Below are 23,701 nucleotides of genomic sequence, written 5' to 3'. Positions count from 1 at the left end.
TTCAGCACTCCTCGGAGATCGGTTCGCGGGTGGGCACGTGCGGTGGGCCGTTCCTGTGGCTGTCCTCCCAGTGCACGTCGACGATCTGCAGTTCCCGGCCCGCGAGCAGGTCGGTACACGCCCTGCCGCACTCGGGGCAGGTCAGCCGGGGTGGCATGCCGACGGTCCAGTCGAGCGCACAAGGTTCGCAGCGGGCCCGCCCCGGTACCGCCTCGGTGACCAGTTCGGCGCCTTCCAGCAGGGTTCCGGCGCAGGCCAGTTCGAAGGAGAAGGCGAGCGCGTCCGGTACGACGCCCGCCAGTTCGCCCACCTGGAGCCGTACCGAACGCACCGCCGTGACGTCACCTGCCCGCGCGGCGGCCTCTGCCACCTGCTCGACGACGGCCAGCGCGACGGACATCTCGTGCATGGGTCTGCGTCCTCCCGTCCGCGCCTGCCTCGGGTCGGCCTTCATTAGAGGTGCAGCGGCCGGGTCGTACGGCCCGGCGCGCCGTGACCGGCCGGCGGGTACGCCGTTCGACGCAACCGCGCGGCACACCGGTGGCGGCCGAGGTTCACATCCGTCGGATGCGCAGGTAGCGCCTCAGGTCGGGAAGCACCTCGACGACGACAGCGACCATGGCGGCGACGGCCGCTCCGCCGATGACGATCTTCTTCATCCCGTCTCTCCTCATGTCGTAGCCTCAGCGGTTGAGGCCTGCGCCGCGGACGGCTCGCCGTCCCGCAGCAGCTCTTCGATCAGCCGGACGGCCTCCGGTACGGCGTCGGACACCGGCGCACTGAGGCCGATGCCCTCCTCCACCGAGGCCGGTTCGCAGCCGACGACCAGGACGCGGCGTGGTGGTTCGCCGCCGGTCCCGGCGCACAGGGTGCCCAGCAGCGCCAGGACGGCGTCGGGGGTCATCCGGTGGCCGTCCAGCGTGGCGGCGGGGGGCGAAGGGCTCCCGCCGATGTCGTGGTCGATCACGTACAGCGTGCCGGGGGCTTCGCCGCGTGCCGTGGCGTCCACGAGGACGAGGGTGTCGTAGCCGTCCAGCACCTGGTAGGCGAGGTGCACCCCGCGCACTCCGATGTCCACCACCTCGATGTGTCCGGGCAGGTCGCGCTCGGCGAGCCGGCGGGCGGTCTCCACGCCGAAGCCGTCGTCCCCGAGGAAGATGTTGCCGATGCCGGCGACGAGGGTTTTGGGGCCTGACCGCGGGGAGGGGTTCATACGTCGTCCTCCAGCGGTGTGACCTCGTCGGGCTGGAAGTACAGGAACCGTCCCTGCTCGCGGCGGATGTCGGCGCCCGGGTCGCCCTCGACCGTGACCGCCAGGTGCACCCCGCCGTCGACGTCGTGCAGCACCGCCTCGACCTTCGCGGTGCGGCCCCGCAGGAAGATGTCCTGCGCGTCCGTGCGCCGAAGGCCCGGGTGCAGTTCGACGCGGCTGCCCCGGCCCACCGACCGGCCGTCCACGACCACCCGGTCCTCCGCCGGGTCGAAGCCCGCCTCGCTCGCCGGGTCCCACCAGGGGGTGTCGGGCCGCTGCACCCCGTACTCGTCGGGGAAGCCGCCGTCCGGGGCGGCCGGGCCCGGGCCGGTCACTTCGCGCAGGCTGCGCACCGCCCCGTGCAGTCGCTCCAGAACCTCGGCCGGCATCGAGTCCGCCAGTTCGATCACGGCGGCGGCCCGCTCGTCGGTGCCCCGGGCCTCGCGTTTCTCCTCGTCGGTGAGGGCCGCGGTGCGCAGCGCGAGGATCTCGTCGATCTCGGTGGCGTCGTAGAGCGCGCCGGGGCTCTCCGGGGCGATCGCGGGATGGTCCTCCAGGATGATCGGCGAGGACAGCACGAGGTCGGCGCGGCCGGGTTCTCCGGCGAGTACTGGCCAGGTGTGCAGGTTGCGGCAGGCGGCGACCGCGCCCTTGGCCCACTCGGGGGGATCGGTCATCGACAGGAACGATCCGGCGCTGAGGGCCATGAGCATGTGGGTGGCCACCAGTGAGTGCGGCAGCGCCGCGTCCCGGTCGGCGCCGCGGCCCTCGGGGGGTGTCCAGTCGCTGGTGTTCTCGACGACAGCGGTCAGGCGCAGGGTCCGGTAGGGACCGTCGAGTTCGCTTGCGGACAGCCGGACCGTCCCGCTGATCTCCTCGCACCGCCGGACCAGTCGGCCGACGGTACGGCCGGTCGCGTCCAGAACCGGTGTGGCGTCCTCCCGGGCGGGGCGTCGGAAGGGATGCGTGACGCCGTCGCCGAGGAGCTCGTCCACCGACGCGACCACCTCGACGCGCTCCTCGTCACCCTCGTCCCAGGGCACCAACACCCGGTCTTCCAGGTGGAGTTCGGGAACCACGTCGTAGCAGCCGTCCGGGCGGAGCTGCTGCACGATCCGGCGCCGGGCGTGCAGGAAGCGCACCTCGACCGAGAGGGTCGCGCCTGCCTTCGGTTCCATCAGGCACTCGGTGTGCTGGAAGTCGTGCTCCTCGCACTCGGCGCCCCAGCCGGGCGGCACGAGCACCCCGAACTGCCAGCGCAGCCGGTTCTTGGCCGCCGAAGCGCGGTACGGGTAGAGGACATAGCCCTCGAAGAGAACGGCGTCGGCCACCTGCCGGGCGAGGGTGAACCGCTCCTCGGTCTCGGGGGCGAACGCGGTCACGGTCACGGATCCGTCCTTCCGGTGGTGCCGGTGAGCGCGCGCAGCGGATCCCTCCGCGGCGGGTCCGCGGCGCCTTTGTCGTCGAGCAGTGCCTTGAGGGTCGACTCCCAGGAGGCCAGCGCGTGCCGGGAGCGGTAGGCGAGGAGCGCGTCCATGGTGTCGCGGGGCAGCCGGATCCAGCCGCACCCGGGGAAGTGCTGCTCGATCATCTCCCGCCAGGTGGCGGCCGGCATCCGGAAGGCGGCCTCCCGGTCCCACGGGACCGGCTCGACCTGGAAACCGCCGGCTCCGGTGAAGGCCGTACCGGAGAAGAGCATCAGCAGCGGGACCTCGCCGCCGTCGAGAGCGGCGAGGTAGCGGGTCGCGGCGATGTCCATGTCGTAGGTGCAGGGCACGACGAGGTCCGCTTCGATCTCCCCGGTGAAACTCGGGACCATGAGCGCGACCTGGGCGAACTGCACCGGTTGGAGCGTGCTGCCCCAGCGGGAGCGCTCACCGAAGAGGTCAGCCAGCCCGTCGGCCTCGGCGGACTCGTAGGTCCGGCGGGCGGGTTCGATACGGATCTGGCAGCGCAGCGCGACGGCGTGCACGTGTGCGTTGTCTGCGGCGGTGACACGCAGTCGGAAGACGAGGGTCGGTCCGGCGGCGTACCGGTCGGCGCGGACGCCGGTGCAGGCGAAGGAGAACTGCGTCACGGGCGGACCGCCTCGTCCGACGGGTGCCCCGCCTCGTCCACGGGCCTGACGCGTCGCGCGACGTCCGCGAAGAACGCGTCGAGCGCGGCGCGGGCCTCGGCTCCGCCGTCGAAGCCCTGCCACAACAGGCGCATACGGCCGACGAGTTCGTAGCAGATGTCGATCGGTACGAGGTGGCACTCGCAGCGGCCGTCGGTGCGGCGCAGCAGCAGTGCCTCCACGTCGGGTTCGAGGAGTCCGGCGAGGCGGCTGCCACCCAGGACGTCCGTCCAGGTGGCCGGGTCGAGTTCGCTCTCGGTGGCTCCGGCCGGGCTCGGGTAGAGGGCGACCAGCCGGTCGAGCGCCGCGTTGCGGAAGAGGAAGGCGACGCCGACCGGGATCTGCAACGCCTCCCAGGCGCTGTCGTCGAGGTGGTGCCGGGGGTCGGTGAGGTAGCGGGCCGGGACCGTGCGGAAGCGGCCCGCGGCGGCGCCCGGTTGTTCCATCAGCAGCGCGCAGGGGGCGCAGGCGCAGGCGAGGGCGCGTTTCTCGGTGTCGACGAGGTGCCGGTGGTCCGCCCCCACCGGCACGGCGCACAGCTCGCACCGTTCGGGCTGCGGAGGTCTCTCGGTGAGGAACCTCCGCAGGCCGGGCGTGCGCGTCGCCGGGGACGCCGTCATCGGGCCCCCGTCGGTGCGGTGCCGATCTGGAGGAGCGTGGGCCCCACGGGTGCGGTCTGTACGTCGACGGTCCTGACCTCCGGTGCGAAGCAGGCGAGGGCCGCCTCCGCGGCTTCCAGGGCCCCCGTGCCGGAGCCGCAACCGCAGCCGCCGGCCTCCCGGGTCCGCAGCGTCAGGGTGCCGCTCTCCTCGTCGAAGTCCACGACGTCCAGGGCGTGTTCGCGGACGCTGTCGAGCGCCCGGGCGATGCGGGTGTCGCGGTCCTCGGGGTGCAGGTCGTGCAGGACGAGCAGGCTCGCGACCAGTTCGTCACCGAGCAGTCCCACCGGCGGTTCGCCCGGAGCGGAGGACAGCAGGTGGATGATGCGGGCGAGGCCGGCACCGTAGAAGTCCATGAGGGACCGTACGAGTTCCTCCGCCGCCGCGGCGGCGGCCGGGTCCCCGCTCGCGGCCAACCGTTCCAGCACCTCCTCGACGCGGCGTCCGGTCTGCTCCGCGTTCACCGGCACGGTCGCCGTCCCCGCGCTCATCCGCCCAGCCCGCTCAGGCCGGTGGGCACGTGCATCGACTTCACCGTCTTGCCGCCGCCGACGTACATGTGGACGCCGCAGGGCAGACAGGGGTCGAAGCTGCGGACGGCGCGCATGATGTCGATGCCCTTGAAGTTCTCCGGGGTGTTCTCCTCGAAGATGGGCGTGTTCTGGACGGCGTCCTCGTACGGGCCCGGGGTGCCGAAGGTGTCCCTGGTGCTGGCGTTCCAGGGGGTGGGCGGGTACGGGTGGTAGTTGGCGATCTTGCCGTCACGGATCACCATGTGGTGGGAGAGGACGCCTCGGACCGCCTCGGTGAAGCCGACACCGATGCTCTCGTCCGGGACCTCGAACTTCTCCCAGGTCTGGGTGCGTCCGGCCCGGACCTCCGCGAGGCCCTTCTCCGCGAAGTGCAGGGCGATGGCGGCGGTGTAGGCCTGGAAGTAGGTGCGCGCGCGGTTGCGTTCCAGCGCGTTGCTCCACTTCGGGATCTTCCACTCGAAGCTGGTCTCGGGCCTGGTCATGGTGCGGGGCAGGTTGATGACCACGCTGTGGCCGGTGGCCTTGACGTACCCGGTGTCGACGAGTCCGGACAGGGCGGTCGACCAGAGGCGGGCGATGGGGCCGCCGCCGGTGTCCAGGGCGAGGTGGTCCTTGCCGTCGAACCAGCGCGGGGACATGACCCAGCTGTACTTGTCGTCGAAGTTCCGCTTCTGCGGGGCGGGGATGGTGTGCTGGTTCCACGGGTGGCGCGGGTCCACCGGGTTGCCGAGCGGGTCGTGGGTGACGAACTGTTCCTGGCCCTGCCAGTCCTCGTAGTAGGAGCTGCCCAGCAGGATGCGGATGCCGAGGTTGATCTCGGTGAGGTCGTTGGTGACGAGCTTGCCGTCGACGATGATGCCGGGGGTGACGAACATGCGCCGACCCCAGTCGGTCATGTTGGCGTAGGTGAAGTCGCAGTACTCGGGGTCGTTGAGCGCGCCCCAGCAGCCGAGCATGACCCGCCGGCGGCCCACTTCCTCGTAGCCGGGCAGGGCCTCGTAGAAGAAGTCGAACAGGTCGTCGTGCAGGGGCACGACGCGCTTCATGAACTCCACGTAGCGCATCAGGCGGCTGAGGTAGTCCGTGAAGAGCTGCACGGAGGCGATGGTGCCGACGCCGCCCGGGTAGAGCGTGGAGGGGTGCACATGGCGGCCCTCCATCAGACAGAACATCTCGCGCGTGTAGCGGCTGACCTGGAGGGCCTCGCGGTAGAACTCCCCTTCCAGGGGGTTCAGCGAGCGCATGATGTCGGCGATGGTGCGGTAGCCGTGCTCGCCCGCGTGCGGCGCCTCGGTGCGCTCGGCGAGTTCGAGGACGCCGGGGTTGGTCTCCTTGACCATCTTCTCGCAGTAGTCGACCCCTACCAGGTTCTCCTGGAAGATGTTGTGGTCGAACATGTACTCCGCGGACTCGCCGAGGTTGATGATCCACTCGGCGAGGTGCGGGGGCTTCACGCCGTACGCCATGTTCTGCGCGTACACCGAGCAGGTGGCGTGGTTGTCCCCGCAGATGCCGCAGATGCGGCTGGTGATGAAGTGGGCGTCGCGGGGGTCCTTGCCGCGCATGAAGACGCTGTAGCCGCGGAAGACCGACGAGGTGCTGTAGCACTCGGCGACCCGCTTCTGCTTGAAGTCGATCTTCGTGTGGATGCCGAGGCTGCCCACGATCCGGGTGATCGGGTCCCAGGCCATCTCCACCAGGCCGCTGCCGTCTCCGGCCGCCTTCGTCTTCGGTGCCATCTGTGTGCCGTGCCCTTCGTTGCGCGGGAGGTTCGTGTGGGGGGTGCACGAAGCAGGGAGCGGATTACGTGCGGCGGACGCTCACCACGGGGGTCGGTAGCCGGTGGTGATCTTGTCTCCGGTGCGGCGCCACTTGGGCTCCTTGTCCACCGTCTTCGCGGTGATCGACCGCAGCTTGCGGACCACGGCGCCGTAGGCCTCGCTGGCGTTGCTCGACACCTTGGCGCCGGGGGGCTCGTCCATGAACGGCATGAACTTGTCGGGGAACCCGGGCATGGTGCAGGCGATGCAGATACCGCCGACGTTGGGGCAGCCGCCGATCCCGTTCATCCAGCCGCGCTTGGGCACGTTGCACTTGACGACCGGGCCCCAGCAGCCCAGCTTGACCAGGCACTTCGGCGAGTCGTACGACAGGGCGAACTGGCCCTGTTCGTAGTAGCCCGCACGGTCGCAGCCCTCGTGCACAGTGGCCCCGAACAGCCAGGTCGGGCGCAGCTTGTCGTCCAGCGGGATCATCGGGGCGGCGCCGGCCGCCTGGTAGAGCAGATAGGTGAGCGTCTCGGAGAAGTTGTCGGGCTGGATCGGACAGCCGGGGACGCACACGATGGGGATGCCGGCGTGGGACTTCCAGTCCCAGCCGAGGTAGTCCGGTACGCCCATCGCGCCGGTCGGGTTGCCCGCCATGGCGTGGATGCCGCCGTAGGTGGCGCAGGTGCCGATGGCGACGACGGCCAGGGCCTTCGGGGCGAGCCGGTCGATCCACTCGCTGGTGGTGATCGGCTGCCCGGTCTCCGGGTTGTCGCCGAAGCCGCACCAGTAGCCCTCGGGCTTGATCGCCTCGTTGGGGACGGAGCCCTCGACGACCAGGACGAACGGGTCGATCTCGCCCCGCTCCCCCTTGAAGAACCACTCGATGAACGTGTCCGAGCCGCCGACCGGACCGCACTCGAAGTCGATGAGCGGCCAGTGGACGGCGATCTTCGGAAGACCCGGCAGCACACCGAGCACGATCTCCTCGATGCTGGGCTGCATGGCCGCCGTCAACGCGACCGAGTCGCCGTCACAGCTCAGCCCCGCGTTGATCCAGAGGATGTGGATCGTGGGTGTCTCGTCGGCGAGCGCGCCGTTCGCGTCCGCAGCGCCGACCGTGCCCGGCGTCGCCTCAGTCATGGGACCGCCTCCTGGGGAGGTAAGGGAAGAAAGTCGGTATTTCGACCGTCACTTTTCTTCGTACCAGTGGTTCGGCCGTGACGAGATGCCATGGAGGGCCGTTCCGGTGACGTCCGCGGCGGAGGGGGTCGGACCGGTCTACGCGAGCGGGGCGGGACCGAGGTGCGGCGGGGTGCACGACGGCCGTTCCTTGTGGACGAACGAACGACGCAGAGCGTGGTACGGGGCGTGCGGGTCGTCGAAGGTCCGGCGCATCCGGGCGAGTTCCTGCTCACGGAAGCCGGCCAGCGGGGTCGCGCTCTCCAGCCGGTCCAGCTCCGTCTTCTTCCCGGTGATCCGTGACGCCGTCGCCGGAAGTGACGCCAGACGCGCCGCCAGGGCGCCGACCTCCCGCGCGAAGCCGTCAGGACCGCGGTCGACCACCCGGTCGACGAGACCGAGGCTCAGGGCGCCAGCCGAGCTCACCGGCAGAGCCTCACGCATGAGCCGTTCGGCGGTCGCGGGACCCACCCTGCGCGGCAGGGTGTGCGTCCAGTACTCCGAGCCGTACAGGCCCATCAGGCGGTAGTGGGGGTTCAGCACGGCGCCGGAGCGGCACCACACCTCGTCGGCCGCCAGGGCGAGCATCACCCCGCCCGCCGCGGCGTTGCCCGCGACCGCGGAGACCACCAGCCGGTCCGTCGTCGTCAGGACCGCCTCGACCAGGTCGTCGATGGCGTTGATGTTCGCCCAGGACTCGGCGGCGGGGTCGTCGGCGGCCTCGATGACGTTGAGGTGGATCCCGTTGGAGAAGAAGTCCCGTTCGCCGCCCAGCACCAGCACCGACGTGGGGCGCGCGCACGCTTCCCGGTAGGCGTCGAGCAGACGTCGGCACTGCTCCGTGCTCATGGCTCCGCCGGGGAAGGAGAACGCGAGGAAGCCGACGTTCCCTTCCTCCCGGTAGCGAATGTCCGTCCAGGTACCGGGTCGCGGCCCGGGCAGCGGGGGCAGGCCGTGCTCGGGCAGCGGCGGCAGCCGGTCGCCCAGGGCACGCACGGCGGGCAGTTTGAACGTGGGTGGCTGCCCGGGCCCACGCCGGGGCCGCAGTTCGGGGATCCACACGGCGCCGTCCCTGGTGGCCCGGCAGACCGCTCCGGCCCGGGTGGCCAGCAGCTCGCCCGGGCGGCCGCGCAAGACGCTCTCGACATGACCGCCGTGCAGGTACCACTCACCGCCGAGCAGTGTGTCCAGCACACCGGGCTGCGAGTCCGCCGCTCTCAGCTTGCGCAGGACGTCCCGTGTGGAGTCCTCGGCCCAGTCGATCCGCCGGACGCTCTGGTCGAGGTACGGCCGTGCGCGCAGACGAGCGTCGGCCGTGCCTGCCGCGTCCTGCTTGCGCGGTACGTGGGTTCCGCCGGCGAAGCGCTCCACGGCGAGCAGGACGGCTTCGACCGCGGCGTCGGCGATCTCACCCCGGTACAGCTCGCTCTTGGACACCGGAGGGACCCGGCAGGGTACGGAGGCCCACACGTCACCGGCGTCCATCTCCTCGTCGGCCTGCAGGACGGTGACGCCCCACTGGTCAGCGCCCTCGTGAATGGCCCAGTCCAGGGAGGACGGTCCGCGGTCGCCCACGGGCCCCGGATGGACGATGAGGCAGGTGTGCGCTGTCCACACCTCCTCCGGGATCACCGCCTTCAGCATCGGCGCCACGATCAGCTGCGGTGCGTGCCGCCGTACGACGTCCCGCAACGGACTGCCGGGCAGGGCCAGTTCCACCGCCACGGTGTGACCGCGGTCGCGCAGCTCGGCGTGGACGCGCTGGGTGAGACTGTTGAACGCGCTGGCTAGGAGCAGGATGTGCACGGCTGCCTCCGGGCGGACGAACGGCAGGCAGGGGATGGCCGCCGACCGTGATCCTCTGCCAAGGGGGCCTGCCGTCCCCGGACGACAGTCGGTGAGGTCATCCGAAAAGCGGGCGCCGATCCGCCGTCCGGCCTCACCGGCCACCGTCGGCGGCGGCACCAACGACCGGCTCACCGAGTCAGCCGTTGTAAATGATCACTCTCGGCGCAGACCGCCGGTGATGCGTTCCCACGGGGAGCGGGTGGCACCGAAGTGGGTCTCGTGTGTCCAGATGTGGGTGCACGACCTGCACTGCAGGTGGAGCAGGCTGCCGACGTTGGAGAGCAGGTAGCGCCAGTGCTCGGAGCAGGTGCGTCCCTGCTCGCAGATGCCGCACCCACGCCGGTCGTCGCAGTTGGGGCAGGCGACCCAGGCGCGGCGCCCGATGTCGGCCTGCGGGTCAAGCGGCAGCATGGCCGTCACCTCTCCGCGGAAGCACACCGGCCGAGACCAGCTCGTCGTACACGCGCTGCTGCTCCGCGCTCAGGCCGGAATACAGCAGCTCGTACGCGGCTTCCTCGCCGCGCAGCGCGGCGACGGGGTCCCAGTCGGGGCCGAGAGCTTCCAGGACATGGGCGCGCCGCAGCAGTTCGTGTGCGCTCAGGTCGATGGCCAGCTCGACTGTGGGGAGGTTGCTGGGTCGGTCCGCCGCAGGTCTGCTCGCCTCAGCGGGTTCGTCCGGTTCGCCGGGAAAGACCCGGCCGTGGGAGGACATGCGACCGAACGTAGGGAAGCGCTCCTCGCCCCGGCAAGAGCAGGTGGGGGAAGTCACAGTCCTCGGGCCGGGGGCCGAAAGCCTCGCGGCTGCGCCCCTATTACTGGAGCGTCACAGTAATAGGGGTCAAATGAGGGCTTGGTTGGAGCAGACCCCCGTACCGCGCAATTTCCGGATCTTTCCCGCTGATCGACTGGTGAAAGTGTAAAGAAAGTCAGGAGTGCGAGAGGCGTCCGCCAGCTTGTCAGGTGCCGGTGGGCTCGGCCTGACGCGGTCGGCGGTACGGCTTCACCGCGCGACGGGCGATGGCGAACCGGTGGGTCTCGGACGGACCGTCGTAGATACGGAACGGCCGCACCTCTCTGATCAGGCGCGCCAGTGGGGCGTCCTCCGCCGAGATGCCCAGCGCACCGCAGATCTGGACCGCGCGGTCGACGATCCGGCCCACCGCCTCCGCCACGAAGACCTTGGACACCGAGGAGAACTGCGCGGCACTCGCGGTGCCGTTGTCCAACTCCCAGGCGGTACGCCAGATCAGCGCCCTGCTCGCCTCGATGTCGATCTCGGAGTCGGCCACCATCTGCTGCACCATGCCGAGATCCCCCAGCAGCGAGCCGAAGGCCTCGCGGGTTCCGGCCCGTTCCAGGGCGACGTCCCGGGCGCGCGTCGCCGCGCCGAGCCAGCGCATGCAGTGCGTCAGCCGGGCGGGACCGAGGCGGACCTGGGCGTTCTCGAAGCCTCGGTGCACCTGGCCCAGCACCTGCCCCTCGCCCACCACGCACTCCTCGAACACGACCTCGCTGTGTCCGGCGAAGAGGCTCTCGTCCAGCGTGTGGATGTTCCGGACGATGCGCATGCCCGGGTTGTCGGCGTCGACGAGGAACATGGTGGCACCGCCCGAGCCGCCGGGACTCCCGTCGGTGCGGGCCATCACGATGGCGAAGTCGGCGCCGTCGGCCCCGGTGATGAACCACTTGCGCCCGTCGATGCGCCAGCCGCCGGGGACCCGTACCGCGGTGGTCCGCAGCGCGCGGGGATCGGAGCCGGCACCCGGCGCCGGTTCGGTCATCGCGAAGCACGAGCGGTACTCGCCCGCGGCCAGGGGGCCCAGGTAGCGGGCCTGCTGCTCCTCGGTGGCCACCTTCTCGAGCAGGTGCATGTTGCCCTCGTCCGGGGACGCGCAGTTGAGCGCGAGCGGGCCGAGCACGGAGTACCCGGCGGCTTCGAACACCACCGCCTGCCCGCGCAGGTCGAGCCCGTGTCCGCCCCACCGCTTCGGCACGTGCGGCGCGAACACACCCGCCTCACGGGCCCCCTTCTGCAGGGCCTCACGCAGGGCCTGCGGAGCGTCGTGGACGGACCCGCCGCACTCACGCTCGGCCGGGATGACCACCTCGCGGACGAACTCGGCGGTGGCCTCGGCAAGCCGGGCGACTGACGGATCGACTTCGAACTGGATCGGCACGGTTCCTCCCGCCGACGGGCGAGCGGGCGCCAGTGCCCGTCGCATCGCCAGAACTGTACAGCGGGTCAAGTATCTATCCCACCGGGTGAGTGAAGAAGGCCGTGCGGCATAGGTCACTCGGCGATGGCGGGGAGCATCCCATTGCCGAAACTGTAGAGCGGGACCAGTATGTGAGCGCCATTCTCGAGCAGGTCCCAACGACGGGAGAAGGCCTCCGATGAGCACCCAGCCGGTCCGGGTCGTCCGCCACCCCGACACAGTCGTCGAGCTGTTGCTCGACGACCCGGGGCGCGGAAACGCCCTCGACCTCCCGACCGCCGAGGCCCTGCGCGACGCGGCCGCCCAAGTCGCCGCGGATCCCGGCGGCGCCGTGCTGCTGCGGGCGGCGGGCGGGAACTTCTGCGTGGGCGGTGACCTGCGCGCCTTCACCGGCCTCGGCGCGGACACCGGCCCTTATGTCCAGGCGGTCGCCGACGCCGCGCACCAGGCCGTACAGGCCCTGCACGAGCTGCCCGTTCCCGTGGTGAGCGCCGTGCGTGGCGCGGCGGCGGGCGGCGGGATCGGGCTGGCCCTGGCGGGCGACATCGTCGTGGCGGCCCGCTCGGCGCGCTTCCGGCTGGCGTATACGGCGATCGGGCTCACCCCGGACTGCGGCGCCTCCTGGATCCTGCAGCACCTGCTGGGCCCCCGGCGGGCGGCGGATCTGATCCTCACCAACCGGGTCCTGACCGGCGAGGACGCCGAGCGATGGGGCTTGGTGTCGCGGGTCGTGGCGGACGACGAACTGGACGAGACCGCGTACCGAACCGCCGCCGATCTGGCCGCCGGCTCCGGCACCGCCCTAAGGGCCGCCAAGGAGCTGCTGCGAGCGGCCGGCGAGGCGTCGCTGGCGAAGCACCTCGCCGAGGAGGCACGCTCCATCGCCACCCTGGCGGGCGGCGCGGAGGCCCAGGCCGCGATGACGTCGTTCCTCGCCGCCCGGTCCCGCGGGAGGGGGCCAGCCGAGCGGACGGCAGCCGGGGAGCCGCAAAGTGTTTCTTGAGTACCTCTTCACTAACAGGGGGGCTGGAGCGTAACCTCCGGGCAACACAGATCGCAGTCCCCTGCGACCCATCACAGATCGCAGCCCCTGCGACCCGGCAACCGTCGCCGCGCGGCCTGAGCGCGCGCCCCCACAGAGAAGGTGTGGAGATGCACCCTGCTGCCGCGGAGCGGACAGACACTTTCGACCATTCCCTCACCGACGCCGTCGTCGACCTCGTCCTGCGTGGCATGTGGCGTGGTGAGCCGGAAGCCCGGTACCGCCCCCTGGTCGACGCCGGACTCGCCATGGTGAAGGGCCAGTTGGTGCTGCCCACCGAGTACGCCAAGAACTCCGCCGCGAAACTGCTGCGGATTCCGGCGGGCTCGGAGCTCCAGGACCGGATCACCGCGGTCTACGAGGCGTTCCTGCCCATCAACCGGCAGGTCCGCGAGGTCTGCACGGCCTGGCAGTGCCGCCCCGACGGCAGCGTCAACGACCACACCGACAGCGTCTACGACGCCGAGGTCCGCGAGATGCTCGAGGACGTCCACGAGGCCATCCAGCCGGTGCTGCGCCGGCTGGAGCGGCTGCTCGCGGGCAGCGGCCGGTATCTCGCCGGCCTGGAGGAGGCGCTGGACCGGTTCGACGACGGTGGCGCCCAGTGGCTGGCCTCGCCCCTGTGCGACTCGTACCACACCGTGTGGATGCGGCTGCACCAGGAGCTGCTGCTGGTCCTGGGGGTCAGCCGGACCGAGGACGAAGCCCTCGAGGAGGAGCTGGTCCGAAGGAGCCGGGGTTGAGCGTCACCGACCGCAGGGCAGGCGCGGCCCGTCAGCCCCAGGACACCGCCCAGCCCCAGGGCACCGCTCCGTTCCAGGACCCGGCTCTGGCGCAGGCACCCGGCCTCGCCCTGGTGCCGTACGGCCAGGGCCGGATCCGGGGACTGGACGCCGGTGAGCTGGGCGCGCACGGCATCGCGATGGACCGGCTGGTGGCCCTCGGGCTGCCCGTGGTCCCGGGACTGACCGTGCCGGCGGGCTCCGCGTCCACACTGGGCGAGCCCGGCACCGCCCGCGCGGCCGTCGAACTCGTGGAGCAGCTGTCCGGACGCCGGATCGGGGACCCGGCCCGGCCCCTGCTGCTGCGCCTGTCGTCGAGCGCGCCGGGCGAGGTCGCCGGACTGCCCCCCGATCTCGCCTGTCTCGGTGTCACCCCGGACAACGCCGACGACCTGTACGCCGTCATCGGCCGCGCGGAGGCGCTGTACGAGGTGTGGGCGGCCACGGTCCGGATGATCGCGGAGTACGCGCTCGACGTACCGGCCGCGCTGCTGGACGACGCTCTCCTCGACGCGCCCGAGCCCCGCGCCCGGGTCGAGGCACTGTTGTCCCTCGTCGCACAGCACGCCGAGCGCCCTTTCCCCGACGACCCGGCGGAGCAGCTCGCCCTGGCCGCCCGGGCGGTCCTCGCCCGCTGGGACTCACCGCGAGCCAGAAGGTCACGCAAGGCTCAGAAGCTCCCGGCCGACCTGGGCATCGCCCTGCACGTCCAGGCGCTGCGCATCGGTCCTTCGGACCGCTCCGGCTACGGCACGGCGGTCAGCCGCCACCCCGAGACCGGACGCTTCTGCGCCGAGGGCTCGTTCTTCCGGGGCGTGCGCCGCAGCGCACCGCCTCCACACACCGGCGAACCGCTCAGGAAACTGACCGCGGGCACGACCCTGCTGGAGCATTCGCTGCTCACGCTCGAGCGCCATCTGCACGCACCGGTCTCCGTCGACTTCGAGGTGCGCGACGGCGAGATCTCGCTGCTCGCCGCCTCGGTGCAGAGCCGTCCGCCGCTGCGCGCCTCGGTGTGTCTGGCGGCGGACCTGGCCCGGGACGGGGTGCTCGACAAGGAAGAGGCGGTACGGCGGATCAGGCCGGCGCAGGTGCAGGAGCTGCTGCACCCGCAACTGAGGCTGACCGGCGACGAGGACCTTCTGGTACGTGGGCTGCCCGCGTCCCCCGGGGCGGCGGCCGGCGTCATCGCGCTGTCCAGCGAACGCGCCCTGGAGCTGGCCGCCGAGGACACGCACGCCGTCCTGGTGATGCACGAGACGACACCGGCCGACGTCCCCGGCATGCTGGCCGCCACCGCGGTGCTGACCGGCAGCGGCGGTATCGCCTCGCACGCGGCGGTGGTGGCGCGGGGCGCCGGGAAGCCGGCCGTGTGCGGTGCCGAGGGGCTGCGCGTGGACCGGGCGGCCGGCACCGTACGGATCGGGGACCGGGTGCTGCGCGAGGGCGACCCGGTGTCGCTCGACGGCCGTACCGGCGCCGTCTACGCCGGAACGCTGCCGATCAGTGTCGCCGGACCGCCGCCTGAGCTGTCCACCCTGCTGGAGTGGGCCGACGGCACACGGCGGCTCGGCGTACGGGTCAACGCCGACACCGCGGCGGAGGTGAGCACCGCCGTCGCCCTCGGCGCGGAGGGTGTGGGCCTGTGCCGTACGGAACACCAGTTCCTCGGCGAGCGGCTGCCGCTGATCCGCAGCGTCATCCTGGCCGCCGACCCGGCAGCCCGCGACGAGGCGCTGCTCGCCCTGGAGCACGCACAGCACGAGGACTTCAAGGCGCTGCTGGCCGCCGTCGGCGACCGCCCGGTCACCGTGCGCCTGCTGGACGCGCCGCTGCACGAGTTCCTGCCCGCGCCCGGCGAGGCGGGAGACGAGGGGGCGGAGCAGCGGGCCGCGTCGTTGCGGGAGGCCAACCCCATGCTCGGGCTGCGCGGGGTGCGTCTGGCGCTGCTGCACGAACGGCTGTACCCGGCGCAGGCCGAGGCGCTCTTCTCCGCGTGGGCCGATGTCGCCGCGACCGGTGTCACGCCCCAGCTGGAGGTCATGATCCCACTGGTCAGCCTGCCGGAGGAGCTGGAGGCAGCGGCCGCCTTCGTGCGCGATGCCGCCGCGGCGGTGGCCGCCCGCACCGGCGTCGAGGTGCCGTACCGGCTGGGCACGATGATCGAGACTCCGCGGGCCGCCCTGCTGGCCGCCGAACTCGCCGAGCACGCCGAGTTCTTCTCCTTCGGGACGAACGACCTCACCCAGCTCACCTACGGGTTCTCCCGGGACGACGTGGAGCGCCAGGTGCTCGCCTCGTACCAGGAGCGCGGGTTCCTCACCGCCAGCCCGTTCGCCCGGCTCGATCCGCACGGGGTCGGCGCGCTGATCGCGCTGGCGGTGGAGCGGGCCAGGAGCGTACGGCCGGACATCAAGCTCGGCGTGTGCGGTGAGCACGGCGGGGACCCCGAGTCGATCGCGTTCTGCGACGACCTGGGACTGGACTACGTCTCCTGCTCCGCGCACCGCGTGCCGGTCGCCCGGATGGCGGCGGCGCACAGCGTGCTGCGTGGGAGCGGAAGCGTCAACGGCAACGGGAGCGGAAGCGGCGACCGGGACAGGACGGCGACATGACCACGGTGACCGACCGCGCCGGCGGAGCGACCGAGATGCCCGGGGCGTCCGAAGCCACCGCGGCCTCCGAAGCCTCCGCGGCCGAACTGGAGGATCTGCGCGAGACCGTGCGATCGGTGTGCGCGGACGCGGGCGGCATCGCGGCCGTACGCCGCCTCGACGAGCAGTGCCCCGGTATCGACGCCGGCCTGTGGGACACCCTCGGCCGGCAGGTGGGCCTCGCGGCTCTCGGGCTGCCGGAGTCCGTGGGCGGCATCGGCGGCCTCGCGGAGATCGCCGTGGTGTGTGAGGAACTCGGCAGGACGCTGGCACCGGTGCCTCTGCTGTCCTCCACCGTGCTGGCCGGGCAGGTGCTGGCCGACTGCGGTACCGCCGCGAAGCCGCTGGCGGAGCTGGCGAACGGCCGGGTGCACGCGCTCGCGGTGGTCGCGCCCGACGGGGTGTGGCGGCCGGAGGCCGTACCCGTGGGCGTCACCTGGCGGGGCGGCGACGCGGTCCTCGACGGCACCGCGCCGTTCGTACTGGACGGGGCCGACGCCGAGGCTCTGGTGGTCGCGGCCGCCGGCCCGGACGGTGTGGACCTCTTTCTCGCCGACCCGCGCGAGCCCGGCGTGACCGTCCGCCGGGTGCCCACACTGGATCTCAGCCGCGGCCAGGCGGTCGTCACGTTCTCCGGTGCCCGGGCCCGTGCGCTGACCGCCGGAGGCGAGGGGACGGAGGTCGTCACCCGCGCCCTGGACACGGCCTCGGTGGCGCTGGCCGCCGAGCAGCTCGGCGGTGCGCAGGCGGCCCTGGACCTGACGGTGGCGCACGTACGGGAGCGTACGCAGTTCGGCCGGGCGATCGGCAGCTTCCAGGCCGTCAAACACACCTGCGCGGACATGCTGCTCCAGGTCGAGTCGGCGCGGTCCGCGGTGGTGCGCGCGGTCCGCGCGGCCGGGTCCCCGCAAACGCTCGCGGAGGCCGCGGCCGTGGCCCAGTCCTGGTGCGGTGAGGCGTTCACGTCCGTCGCCGCGGAGTGCGTGCAGTTGCACGGCGGCATGGGCTTCACCTGGGAGCACGACGCGCACCTGTACTTCCGGCGCGCGCAGTCCGACGCCGTACTGCTGGGCGGTGCCGCGCACCACCGGGAACGGCTCGCCGGGCTGCTGGGCTGGTAGCCCGGCGCCGACACCGGCACGAGTCCGTGGCCGGAAAGAGTCCACAGCCGGCAAGAGACAGCAAGAGCCGGCAAGAGACAGGACGAAGCATGACCACCAGACTCATCGACGAAGGCCTGTTCGCCGGCGTGGATCCGCCGCGTCTCGTGGGGGCCCGCTGCGCGGGGTGCGGCACCGTCGTCTTCCCCCGGCAGGACTCGTGCCCGAGGTGCTCGGACGGGACCATGTCCGGGCACCCGCTGCCGGTGCACGGACGGGTGTGGTCGTGGACGCGGCAGGCGTTCGAGCCCAAGCCGCCGTACCGGGCACCGGCCGACGGCTACCAGCCGTATCACGTGGGCTATGTGGATCTCGGTGAGGTGCTGGTCGAGGCGCGCCTGGCCGTCTCCCGCCCGGACATCCGGATCGGGCTTCCGGTCCGGCTCACCACGGTGCCCGCGTACCGGGACGAGGACGGCACCGACGTACTGACCTTCGCGTTCGGTCCGGACACGGAGGGACAGCGATGAGCGGGGCCGACGAGATCTATGTGGTCGGATGCGGGATGCACCCCTTCGGCCGTGACAAGTCCGTCACCGGGATGGACATGGCCGTACGCGCGGTACGCGAGGCGCTGGCCGACGCCGGTGTCGCTTGGGAGGACATCGGATACGCGGCGGGTGGCTCCGACGTGTCCGGCAAACCCGACACGCTGGTGGGCCGACTGGGGCTGACCGGTGTGCCGTTCGTCAATGTGCAGAACGGCTGCGCCACCGGGGCCTCGACGGTACTCGCGGTGGCCAACGCGCTGCGGGCCGGCGAGGCGGCGGTGGGTCTGGCCGTGGGGTTCGACAAGCACGAGCGGGGCGCGTTCCACGTCTCCGCGGCCCGCTACGGTCTCGGGGACTGGTACGCGGAGACCGGGATGATGCTGACGACCCAGTTCTTCGCTCTCAAGACGCAGCGCTATCTGCACGAGCACGGGATACCGGAGCGGGCGCTGGCGACGGTGGCCGCGCGCGCCTTCCGCAACGGCGCCCGCCATCCCCTGGCCTGGCGACGCAAGGAGTTGACGGAGGACGAGATCCTCGACTCCCCCGAGGTGAGCCCGCCCCTCACGCAGTACATGTTCTGTTCGCCGGGGCAGGGCGCGGCCGCGCTGGTGCTGGCTCGCGGCGATCGCGCTTTCGACCTGTGTGAACGGCCGGTCAGGCTGGCGTCGTTGGCCTTCCGGACCAGACGGTTCGGCTCGTTCGAGGTGTTCGCACCGTGGCTGCCGCCGGGACCGCACCGCAGCCCGAGCGTGGACGCGGCGGAGGCGGTCTTCCGCGGGGCCGGTCTGCGGCCCGCGGATGTGCGGGTGGCCCAGTTGCAGGACACCGACAGCGGCTCGGAGTTGATCCATCTGGCGGAGACGGGGCTGTGCGGGCACGGCGAGCAGGAGGAACTGCTGGCCGCGGGAGACACCGACGTCACGGGCCGGATCCCAGTCAACACCGACGGCGGGTGCCTGGCCGGAGGGGAGCCGGTCGGCGCCTCGGGGCTGCGCCAGTTCCACGAGGTCGTACGGCAGTTGCAGGGCCGCGCCCCGGGAGTACAGGTGCCGGGCGGTCCCCGGGTGGGCTTCACGCATGTGTACGGGGCGCCCGGGATCAGCGCGTGCGCGGTGCTGACGGTCTGACGGCCCGGCCCGGCCCGCGCCGGCCGGCCCAGGAGAGAACCGAGGAGAGCTGTCATGAGTGAGGTCAGGACCGCTCTGGTCACCGGCGGGGCGCGCGGGATCGGCGTGGAGATCTGCCGCCAACTCACCGAGCAGGGGCTGCGGGTTCTGGTCGGGGCGCGGAAGCGGGAGGCGGCCGAGGAGGTGTGCCGCGCCATCGGGCCAGCGGCACTGCCGCTCGCCCTCGACGTGGGTTCCGCGCTCAGTGTCTCCACAGCGGTGCGGGAGGCCGAGGAACTGATCGGTGGCGGGAGCGGAATCGACGTACTGGTGAACAACGCGGGCGTGTCCCTGGACGGCGATCTGCGGCCCCCGCACCTCGACGAGGAGATCCTGCGCGCCACCTTGGACATCAATCTCGTGGGCGCCTGGCGCATGGCCGAGGCCGTCGTCCCGGGCATGGTGCGGGCCGGGTACGGGCGGGTGGTCAACCTCACCAGCTCGTACGGCTCGCTGGCGCTGATGGACTCCGGTCGGCATCCGGCCTACCGCGTCTCCAAGACCGCCCTCAACGCCCTGACCCGGATGCTCGCGGGCGAACTGGCGGGCACGGGCGTCCTGGTCAACGCGGCCGACCCCGGCTGGACCCGCAGCGGCATGGGCGGCGCCTCCGCCCCGCGCGGGCCGGAGGAGGGCGCGGACACGCCCGTCTGGCTGGCCACCCTTCCCGAGGGCGACACGACGACGGGCGGATTGTTCGCGGAGCGCAGACCGCTGCCCTGGTGAACCGGTTTCCCGGACGCCCGTTTCCCGGACGCCCGCGCTCTCAGGCAGTCGTGGCGGCGGACTCGGTCCTCTGGTCGGCGCCGACGATGCGCAGTGCCAGGGACCTGACGGCCTCCTGCACGGACCGGGACGGCAGCTGCGACAGCGGTCCGCCCTCCGCCCGCAGCGCGGTCACCAGGATGGTCGTACTGATCAGCGTGCGGACCGCGAGCGCCTGCGACGCGTGCCGTGCCTTGGCCGCCCGAGGTCCGCGGGTGGTGCTCTCGGGCAGGTAGTCGTACGCGCGCTGGATGTGCCGCTGCTCGAACTCGTCGCGCAGCAGCTTGATGTTGCCGTTGGCGGAGGCGATCTGGACCTGGTAGAGCCGGGCTTCGTCCGGGTTCTTCTCCACCCAGTCCCACACCGCGTCGATGACTCGCACCAGGCCCTCGGCGTCACCCGGCTCGGTGTCCGGCCGGGCGGTCTCCACGACCGTGTTCAACTGGTCGAAGACGCGCCGCATGGCGAGTTCGAGCAACTCCTCCTTGCCCGCGAAGTGGTAGTAGACGGCCGTGGGCACCACCTGGGCCTCGTCCGCGATGTCCTGCACACTGGTCTCCGCGAACCCGTTGCGGCCGAACACCCGGACGGCCGCGCTGATGATGTGCTGACGTCGCGAAGGTCGGTGGGCGGGCTGCTTACCGTTCGTGGTGGTGGCCATCACGCTCCCTGGCGGTTGCCGCGACCGGTGCCCGTGCGCCCCGGCGTACTGACCATGTTATCCAGTTACTCCCGCAGGTCGAGCCCGTAAACCCTGGTACCGCGTGGCTCTGGAGCACCAAGGTCACGGCATACTTGACATCATGACTACATCCGGGACCCGCGCAGCTCACCGCCCTTCGCGCAGGCAGTGGGTGATCGAGGCAGCCACGGAGCTCTTCGCCACCCAGCCTCCGGACGAGGTGACGGTGGCCGACATCGCGGCACGGGCGGAGATGACGTCGGCCGCGGTGTACTACCACTTCTCCTCCAAGGACCAGGTCCTGGTGGAAGGCATGCGGGTGTTCGCCGACGCGCTGCGCGAGCAGTTGGAGACGCTCATGGAGGGGCACCGGCCGGGTTCGGAGATCGGTCCGACGGTCACGGCGCTGGTGGTCTGGCTGGGCGAACACCGGTCCGCCGCGACCGTCTTCTTCGTGTCCTCGGCCGGCATGAGCCAGGAGGCGGAGGCCCTGCGCCAGGAGGTCCGCACGCAGTTGCTGGACGAACTGGTACGACTGGTGCGCAAGGGCCGTGAACCGGTCACGGACGCGGAGGCGGCCGTGATCGGCCTGGGGGTGCTGGCGCTGCTCGAGACCGCGGCGGTCTCGCAGGTGCGCGGAGACGATGTCTACCGGTCCCTCGGGCACCGTTCCTTCATCCACGAGGTCGGCCGGCTCGCCGAGCGGATCGCGGATCCGGCGACTGAGCGGCGGACCTGAGCAACAGGTTCGCGCAGTGGCCCTGTCGGCTGCTCGAGCCAGGGGCCACGCCCGTCGGCCGCATGAGGTGGTGCCGGCCGACGGGAGCGGGGCGTGGCGGTGGTGGTCAGACCAGCAGCCGCAGGGGTTTGCGCAACAGCTCACCGAGTGTGCGCAGGTATTCGGCCGCCGGCGCCCCGTCCACGGCGCGGTGGTCGAAGGTGAGGCTCAAGGTGAGCACCTGGGTCCGCCGCGGTTGTTCGTCCACCCAGTCGACGCCGTCCCTGAGCCGGCCCACTCCGAGGATGGCGACGTTGCCGGGGTTGATCACGGGGGTGAAGAAGTCGACGCCGTACCCGCCCAGCGAGGTGACGGTGAACGTGGCCCCCTCCAGTAGCGCCGGGGAGATCCGGCCGGATCGGGCCTGGTCCGCCAACTCCCTTGACCGGGAGGCGATTTCGGGCAGCCGCAGGTCCGCCGCGTCCACGATCACGGGGACGAGCAGACCGTTCGGCACCGCGACGGCGAACCCGAGATGGATGCCCTCGTACAGGTGCACGCCGTCCTCGGTCACCTCCGCGTTGAGCAGCGGGTGGTCGCGCAGGGCCAGTGCGGCGGCCTTCATGAGGAAGTCGTTGAGGCTGGGCACCGGCAGATCACTGTCGGCCCACTCCCGTTTCAACTGGGCCCGCAGCGCCACGACGGCGTCCATCCGCACCTCGTAGCCGTGCGTCAGCTGCGCCATCTCCTGGAGGCTGGCGTGCATCCGGCGGGCGATGGCGCCACGCATCCCGGTGAGCGGGATGACGTCCCCGGGCCGGGGTGACGCCGTGGCCCGGCGGGCCTTCGCCGGAGTCGGCGCCGGTGCGGCCGCCGGTGTGGCCGCCGGTGTGGCGGCGTCGAGATCGGACCGCCTGATCCGGCCGCCCACCCCCGTGCCGCGTACGTCGGCCAGGTCGATGCCACGCTCCTTCGCCACCCTGCGGACCAGGGGCGAGACGGGGGTCACCGAGTCGGCCGGCAAGGCGGCGGGAGGCTGTGGCGCCGGGATGAGCAGATACTCCTCCACGTCCTCGGAGACGATCCGGCCGCCGGGCCCGGTGCCGCGTACGGCGGTGAGGTCGACGCCGGTGTCGGCGGCGACCCGCCTGGCGTTCGGGGAGGCCAGGAGGCGGCCCCCCGAACCATGGGCCCCAGTCGCGCCATTGAGCCCCGTCGCACCGTTGAGCCCCGTCGCGCCATTGAGCCCAGCGGTGCCGTTGAGCCCGGCTGTGCCGCCGCCGTGGGGCGATGGCGCCGCGGAGGGAACGCCCCCCGCGGCCGGCGCCGCGTCCGCGCCGAGCGACCCGGACCCGGCGGGCATCGGCGTACCCCCCGGGCCCGGCGGCTGCTCGCCTTCGGCCAGCAGCCAGCCGATGAGCGCCCCCGCCGGGACGGTGGCCCCGGCCTGGACGACGGGGTGGAACACTCCCCCGGCCTCCGCCTCGACATCCACGTCCACCTTGTCGGTGGCCAGCCGCAGCAGTGCGTCACCCTCCGCGACGGTGGCACCGGTCGGCACGAGCCATTCGTCGATCGTGCCTTCCTGCATGGTCAGGCCGATCTTCGGCAGCAGAACTTCGACCGCCACGTCGGTCACGACCTTTCGAGTAGACGGCGGCAGCCCTGCACGATGCGGGCCTGGTCGGGCACGTAGGCCTTCTCCAGGACCGGCGAGAACGGCACCGGGGAGAAGGGGGCGCCGATGCGCAGGACCGGCGCGTCCAGGTGGTCGAAGGCCGCGTCCTGGATCTGGGCGGCGATCTCCGCGCCGAGCCCGCCGAAGGTGACGGCCTCGTGCACGACGAGGACGCGGTTGGTGCGGCGCGCGGAGGCGATCATCGTCTCGGTGTCCAGGGGCTGCACGGTGCGGGGGTCGATGACCTCCACCTCGATGCCCTCGGCGGCCAGTTCCCCGGCCGCCGCGAGGGCCTCGCCCACCATGCGGCCCAGGGCGATGACGGTGACGTCGGAGCCCTGCCGCGCGGTGTGGGCCCGGCCGAGCGGGATGCCGTAGATCTGCTCGGGCACCTCGCTCTTGCTGCCCAGCAGGACCTTGTTGAGCATGACGACGACCGGGTTGTTGTCCCGGATGGCGGAGACGGTCAGGCCCTTGGCGGTGTACGCGTCACACGGCATCACGACCTTGAGGCCGGGCACGTGGCAGAGCCAGGCCTCCAGGCTCTGGCTGTGCTGGGCGGCGGCGCCGAGGCCCGCGCCGGAGGCGGTGGTGATGGTGAGCGGCACCGAGACGGAGCCGCCGAACATGTACTTCATCTTGGCGGCCTGGTTGACGATCTGGTCCAGGCAGACGCCGATGAAGTCCATGAACATCAGGTCGACGACGGGGCGCAGGCCCCGGGCGGCGGCTCCCACGCCCAGGCCGACGAGCGCGGCCTCGGAGATCGGGGTGTCGATCATGCGGCGCGGGCCGAACTCGTCGAGCAGGTTGTCGAACATGCGGAAGACGCCGCCGTAGCCGGCCACGTCCTCGCCGGCGACGAAGACGTTCTCGTCCTCGCGCATGGCCTGTGCCAGGCCCTCGTTGAAGGCTTTGACGTAGGTGAGCTTGCGGGCCGTGCCGTCCGGGGCGACGGCGGGTGCTTCGGAGACGGTGGTCATGGCGG

24 protein-coding genes are annotated in these 23,701 nt (G+C 71.8%); 8 read left to right on the top strand and 16 right to left on the bottom strand.

Features of this window, described 5'->3' with window-relative positions; translation table 11 throughout:
* Position 1 precedes the first annotated feature (1 nt).
* The 13 genes from OHA64_RS43750 to OHA64_RS43690 all read right to left on the bottom strand — a co-directional run bounded on the left by OHA64_RS43750 (position 2) and on the right by OHA64_RS43690 (position 11,533).
* Positions 2 to 409, bottom strand: a complete 408-nt coding sequence (locus OHA64_RS43750; RefSeq protein WP_405622769.1) for a hydrogenase maturation nickel metallochaperone HypA — start codon at positions 407 to 409, stop codon at positions 2 to 4.
* Positions 410 to 554: 145 nt separating this feature from the next.
* Complete coding sequence (locus OHA64_RS43745) at positions 555 to 659, bottom strand: DUF6893 family small protein (protein ID WP_371563411.1); 105 nt, start codon at positions 657 to 659, stop codon at positions 555 to 557.
* Between the two features lie 11 nt (positions 660 to 670).
* Positions 671 to 1,213, bottom strand: a complete 543-nt coding sequence (locus OHA64_RS43740; RefSeq protein WP_405622768.1) for a hydrogenase maturation protease — start codon at positions 1,211 to 1,213, stop codon at positions 671 to 673.
* Positions 1,210 to 2,640 (bottom strand): hypothetical protein, encoded by a 1,431-nt coding sequence (locus OHA64_RS43735; protein ID WP_405622767.1) that lies wholly within the window; start codon positions 2,638 to 2,640, stop codon positions 1,210 to 1,212. The genes OHA64_RS43740 and OHA64_RS43735 overlap by 4 nt, the downstream gene beginning before the upstream one ends.
* The gene (locus tag OHA64_RS43730; protein WP_405622766.1) at positions 2,637 to 3,329 is read right to left on the bottom strand and encodes a DUF6084 family protein; all 693 of its coding nucleotides are present in this window, start codon (positions 3,327 to 3,329) and stop codon (positions 2,637 to 2,639) included. The genes OHA64_RS43735 and OHA64_RS43730 overlap by 4 nt, the downstream gene beginning before the upstream one ends.
* Positions 3,326 to 3,988 carry a DUF5947 family protein gene (locus OHA64_RS43725; RefSeq protein WP_405622765.1) on the bottom strand — a complete coding sequence of 221 codons (663 nt, stop codon included), beginning with the start codon at positions 3,986 to 3,988 and terminating at the stop codon, positions 3,326 to 3,328. The genes OHA64_RS43730 and OHA64_RS43725 overlap by 4 nt, the downstream gene beginning before the upstream one ends.
* Complete coding sequence (locus OHA64_RS43720; RefSeq protein WP_405622763.1) at positions 3,985 to 4,518, bottom strand: hypothetical protein; 534 nt, start codon at positions 4,516 to 4,518, stop codon at positions 3,985 to 3,987. Before OHA64_RS43720 ends, OHA64_RS43725 begins: the two co-directional genes overlap by 4 nt.
* On the bottom strand, positions 4,515 to 6,299 hold the full coding sequence (locus OHA64_RS43715; protein WP_405622762.1) for a nickel-dependent hydrogenase large subunit: 1,785 nt from the start codon (positions 6,297 to 6,299) through the stop codon (positions 4,515 to 4,517). The genes OHA64_RS43720 and OHA64_RS43715 overlap by 4 nt, the downstream gene beginning before the upstream one ends.
* 81 nt (positions 6,300 to 6,380) lie before the next feature.
* Positions 6,381 to 7,469, bottom strand: coding sequence for a hydrogenase expression protein HypE (locus OHA64_RS43710; RefSeq protein WP_405622761.1), 1,089 nt, complete (start codon positions 7,467 to 7,469; stop codon positions 6,381 to 6,383).
* A 138-nt stretch (positions 7,470 to 7,607) separates the two neighbouring features.
* The gene (locus OHA64_RS43705) at positions 7,608 to 9,314 is read right to left on the bottom strand and encodes a hydrogenase maturation protein (protein ID WP_405622760.1); all 1,707 of its coding nucleotides are present in this window, start codon (positions 9,312 to 9,314) and stop codon (positions 7,608 to 7,610) included.
* A gap of 195 nt (positions 9,315 to 9,509) precedes the next feature.
* Positions 9,510 to 9,767, bottom strand: coding sequence for a hypothetical protein (locus OHA64_RS43700; protein ID WP_405622759.1), 258 nt, complete (start codon positions 9,765 to 9,767; stop codon positions 9,510 to 9,512).
* Positions 9,754 to 10,068, bottom strand: coding sequence for a DUF6400 family protein (locus OHA64_RS43695; RefSeq protein WP_405622758.1), 315 nt, complete (start codon positions 10,066 to 10,068; stop codon positions 9,754 to 9,756). The genes OHA64_RS43700 and OHA64_RS43695 overlap by 14 nt, the downstream gene beginning before the upstream one ends.
* Before the next feature lie 244 nt (positions 10,069 to 10,312).
* The gene (locus OHA64_RS43690) at positions 10,313 to 11,533 is read right to left on the bottom strand and encodes an acyl-CoA dehydrogenase family protein (protein WP_405624364.1); all 1,221 of its coding nucleotides are present in this window, start codon (positions 11,531 to 11,533) and stop codon (positions 10,313 to 10,315) included.
* Between the two features lie 217 nt (positions 11,534 to 11,750).
* Between OHA64_RS43690 and OHA64_RS43685 the strand changes: the two genes are divergently transcribed.
* From OHA64_RS43685 to OHA64_RS43655, 7 genes are all read left to right on the top strand, one after another.
* A complete protein-coding gene (locus tag OHA64_RS43685; RefSeq protein WP_405622756.1) occupies positions 11,751 to 12,575 on the top strand; it encodes an enoyl-CoA hydratase/isomerase family protein in 825 nt (274 codons plus the stop codon).
* A gap of 149 nt (positions 12,576 to 12,724) precedes the next feature.
* Positions 12,725 to 13,357 (top strand): hypothetical protein, encoded by a 633-nt coding sequence (locus tag OHA64_RS43680; protein ID WP_405622755.1) that lies wholly within the window; start codon positions 12,725 to 12,727, stop codon positions 13,355 to 13,357.
* Positions 13,354 to 16,011: a putative PEP-binding protein gene (locus OHA64_RS43675; RefSeq protein WP_405622754.1), complete on the top strand. Its 2,658-nt coding sequence runs from the start codon at positions 13,354 to 13,356 to the stop codon at positions 16,009 to 16,011. The genes OHA64_RS43680 and OHA64_RS43675 overlap by 4 nt, the downstream gene beginning before the upstream one ends.
* On the top strand, positions 16,008 to 17,171 hold the full coding sequence (locus tag OHA64_RS43670; protein ID WP_405622753.1) for an acyl-CoA dehydrogenase family protein: 1,164 nt from the start codon (positions 16,008 to 16,010) through the stop codon (positions 17,169 to 17,171). The genes OHA64_RS43675 and OHA64_RS43670 overlap by 4 nt, the downstream gene beginning before the upstream one ends.
* A gap of 89 nt (positions 17,172 to 17,260) precedes the next feature.
* The gene (locus tag OHA64_RS43665; RefSeq protein WP_405622752.1) at positions 17,261 to 17,680 is read left to right on the top strand and encodes a Zn-ribbon domain-containing OB-fold protein; all 420 of its coding nucleotides are present in this window, start codon (positions 17,261 to 17,263) and stop codon (positions 17,678 to 17,680) included.
* On the top strand, positions 17,677 to 18,831 hold the full coding sequence (locus OHA64_RS43660) for a thiolase family protein (RefSeq protein ID WP_405622751.1): 1,155 nt from the start codon (positions 17,677 to 17,679) through the stop codon (positions 18,829 to 18,831). The genes OHA64_RS43665 and OHA64_RS43660 overlap by 4 nt, the downstream gene beginning before the upstream one ends.
* A 54-nt stretch (positions 18,832 to 18,885) precedes the next feature.
* A complete protein-coding gene (locus tag OHA64_RS43655; RefSeq protein ID WP_405622750.1) occupies positions 18,886 to 19,596 on the top strand; it encodes an SDR family NAD(P)-dependent oxidoreductase in 711 nt (236 codons plus the stop codon).
* A 40-nt stretch (positions 19,597 to 19,636) separates the two neighbouring features.
* Here the strand turns inward: OHA64_RS43655 and OHA64_RS43650 are convergent, their stop codons facing one another.
* A complete protein-coding gene (locus OHA64_RS43650) occupies positions 19,637 to 20,296 on the bottom strand; it encodes a TetR/AcrR family transcriptional regulator (protein ID WP_405622749.1) in 660 nt (219 codons plus the stop codon).
* 142 nt (positions 20,297 to 20,438) lie between these two features.
* Between OHA64_RS43650 and OHA64_RS43645 the strand changes: the two genes are divergently transcribed.
* Positions 20,439 to 21,056, top strand: a complete 618-nt coding sequence (locus tag OHA64_RS43645) for a TetR/AcrR family transcriptional regulator (RefSeq protein ID WP_405622748.1) — start codon at positions 20,439 to 20,441, stop codon at positions 21,054 to 21,056.
* A 106-nt stretch (positions 21,057 to 21,162) separates the two neighbouring features.
* Here OHA64_RS43645 and OHA64_RS43640 read toward each other — a convergent pair whose 3' ends face one another.
* Together OHA64_RS43640 and OHA64_RS43635 are read right to left on the bottom strand one after the other, a co-directional pair.
* A complete protein-coding gene (locus OHA64_RS43640; protein ID WP_405622747.1) occupies positions 21,163 to 22,674 on the bottom strand; it encodes a 2-oxo acid dehydrogenase subunit E2 in 1,512 nt (503 codons plus the stop codon).
* Positions 22,671 to 23,696, bottom strand: coding sequence for an alpha-ketoacid dehydrogenase subunit beta (locus tag OHA64_RS43635; protein ID WP_405622746.1), 1,026 nt, complete (start codon positions 23,694 to 23,696; stop codon positions 22,671 to 22,673). Before OHA64_RS43635 ends, OHA64_RS43640 begins: the two co-directional genes overlap by 4 nt.
* Positions 23,697 to 23,701: the final 5 nt, after the last annotated feature.

This window comes from Streptomyces sp. NBC_00076, from assembly GCF_045041235.1.
GTDB lineage: Bacteria > Actinomycetota > Actinomycetes > Streptomycetales > Streptomycetaceae > Streptomyces.
The sequence above is the reverse complement of the archived record's forward strand: the minus strand, read 5'-3'. Positions and strand labels throughout refer to the sequence as shown.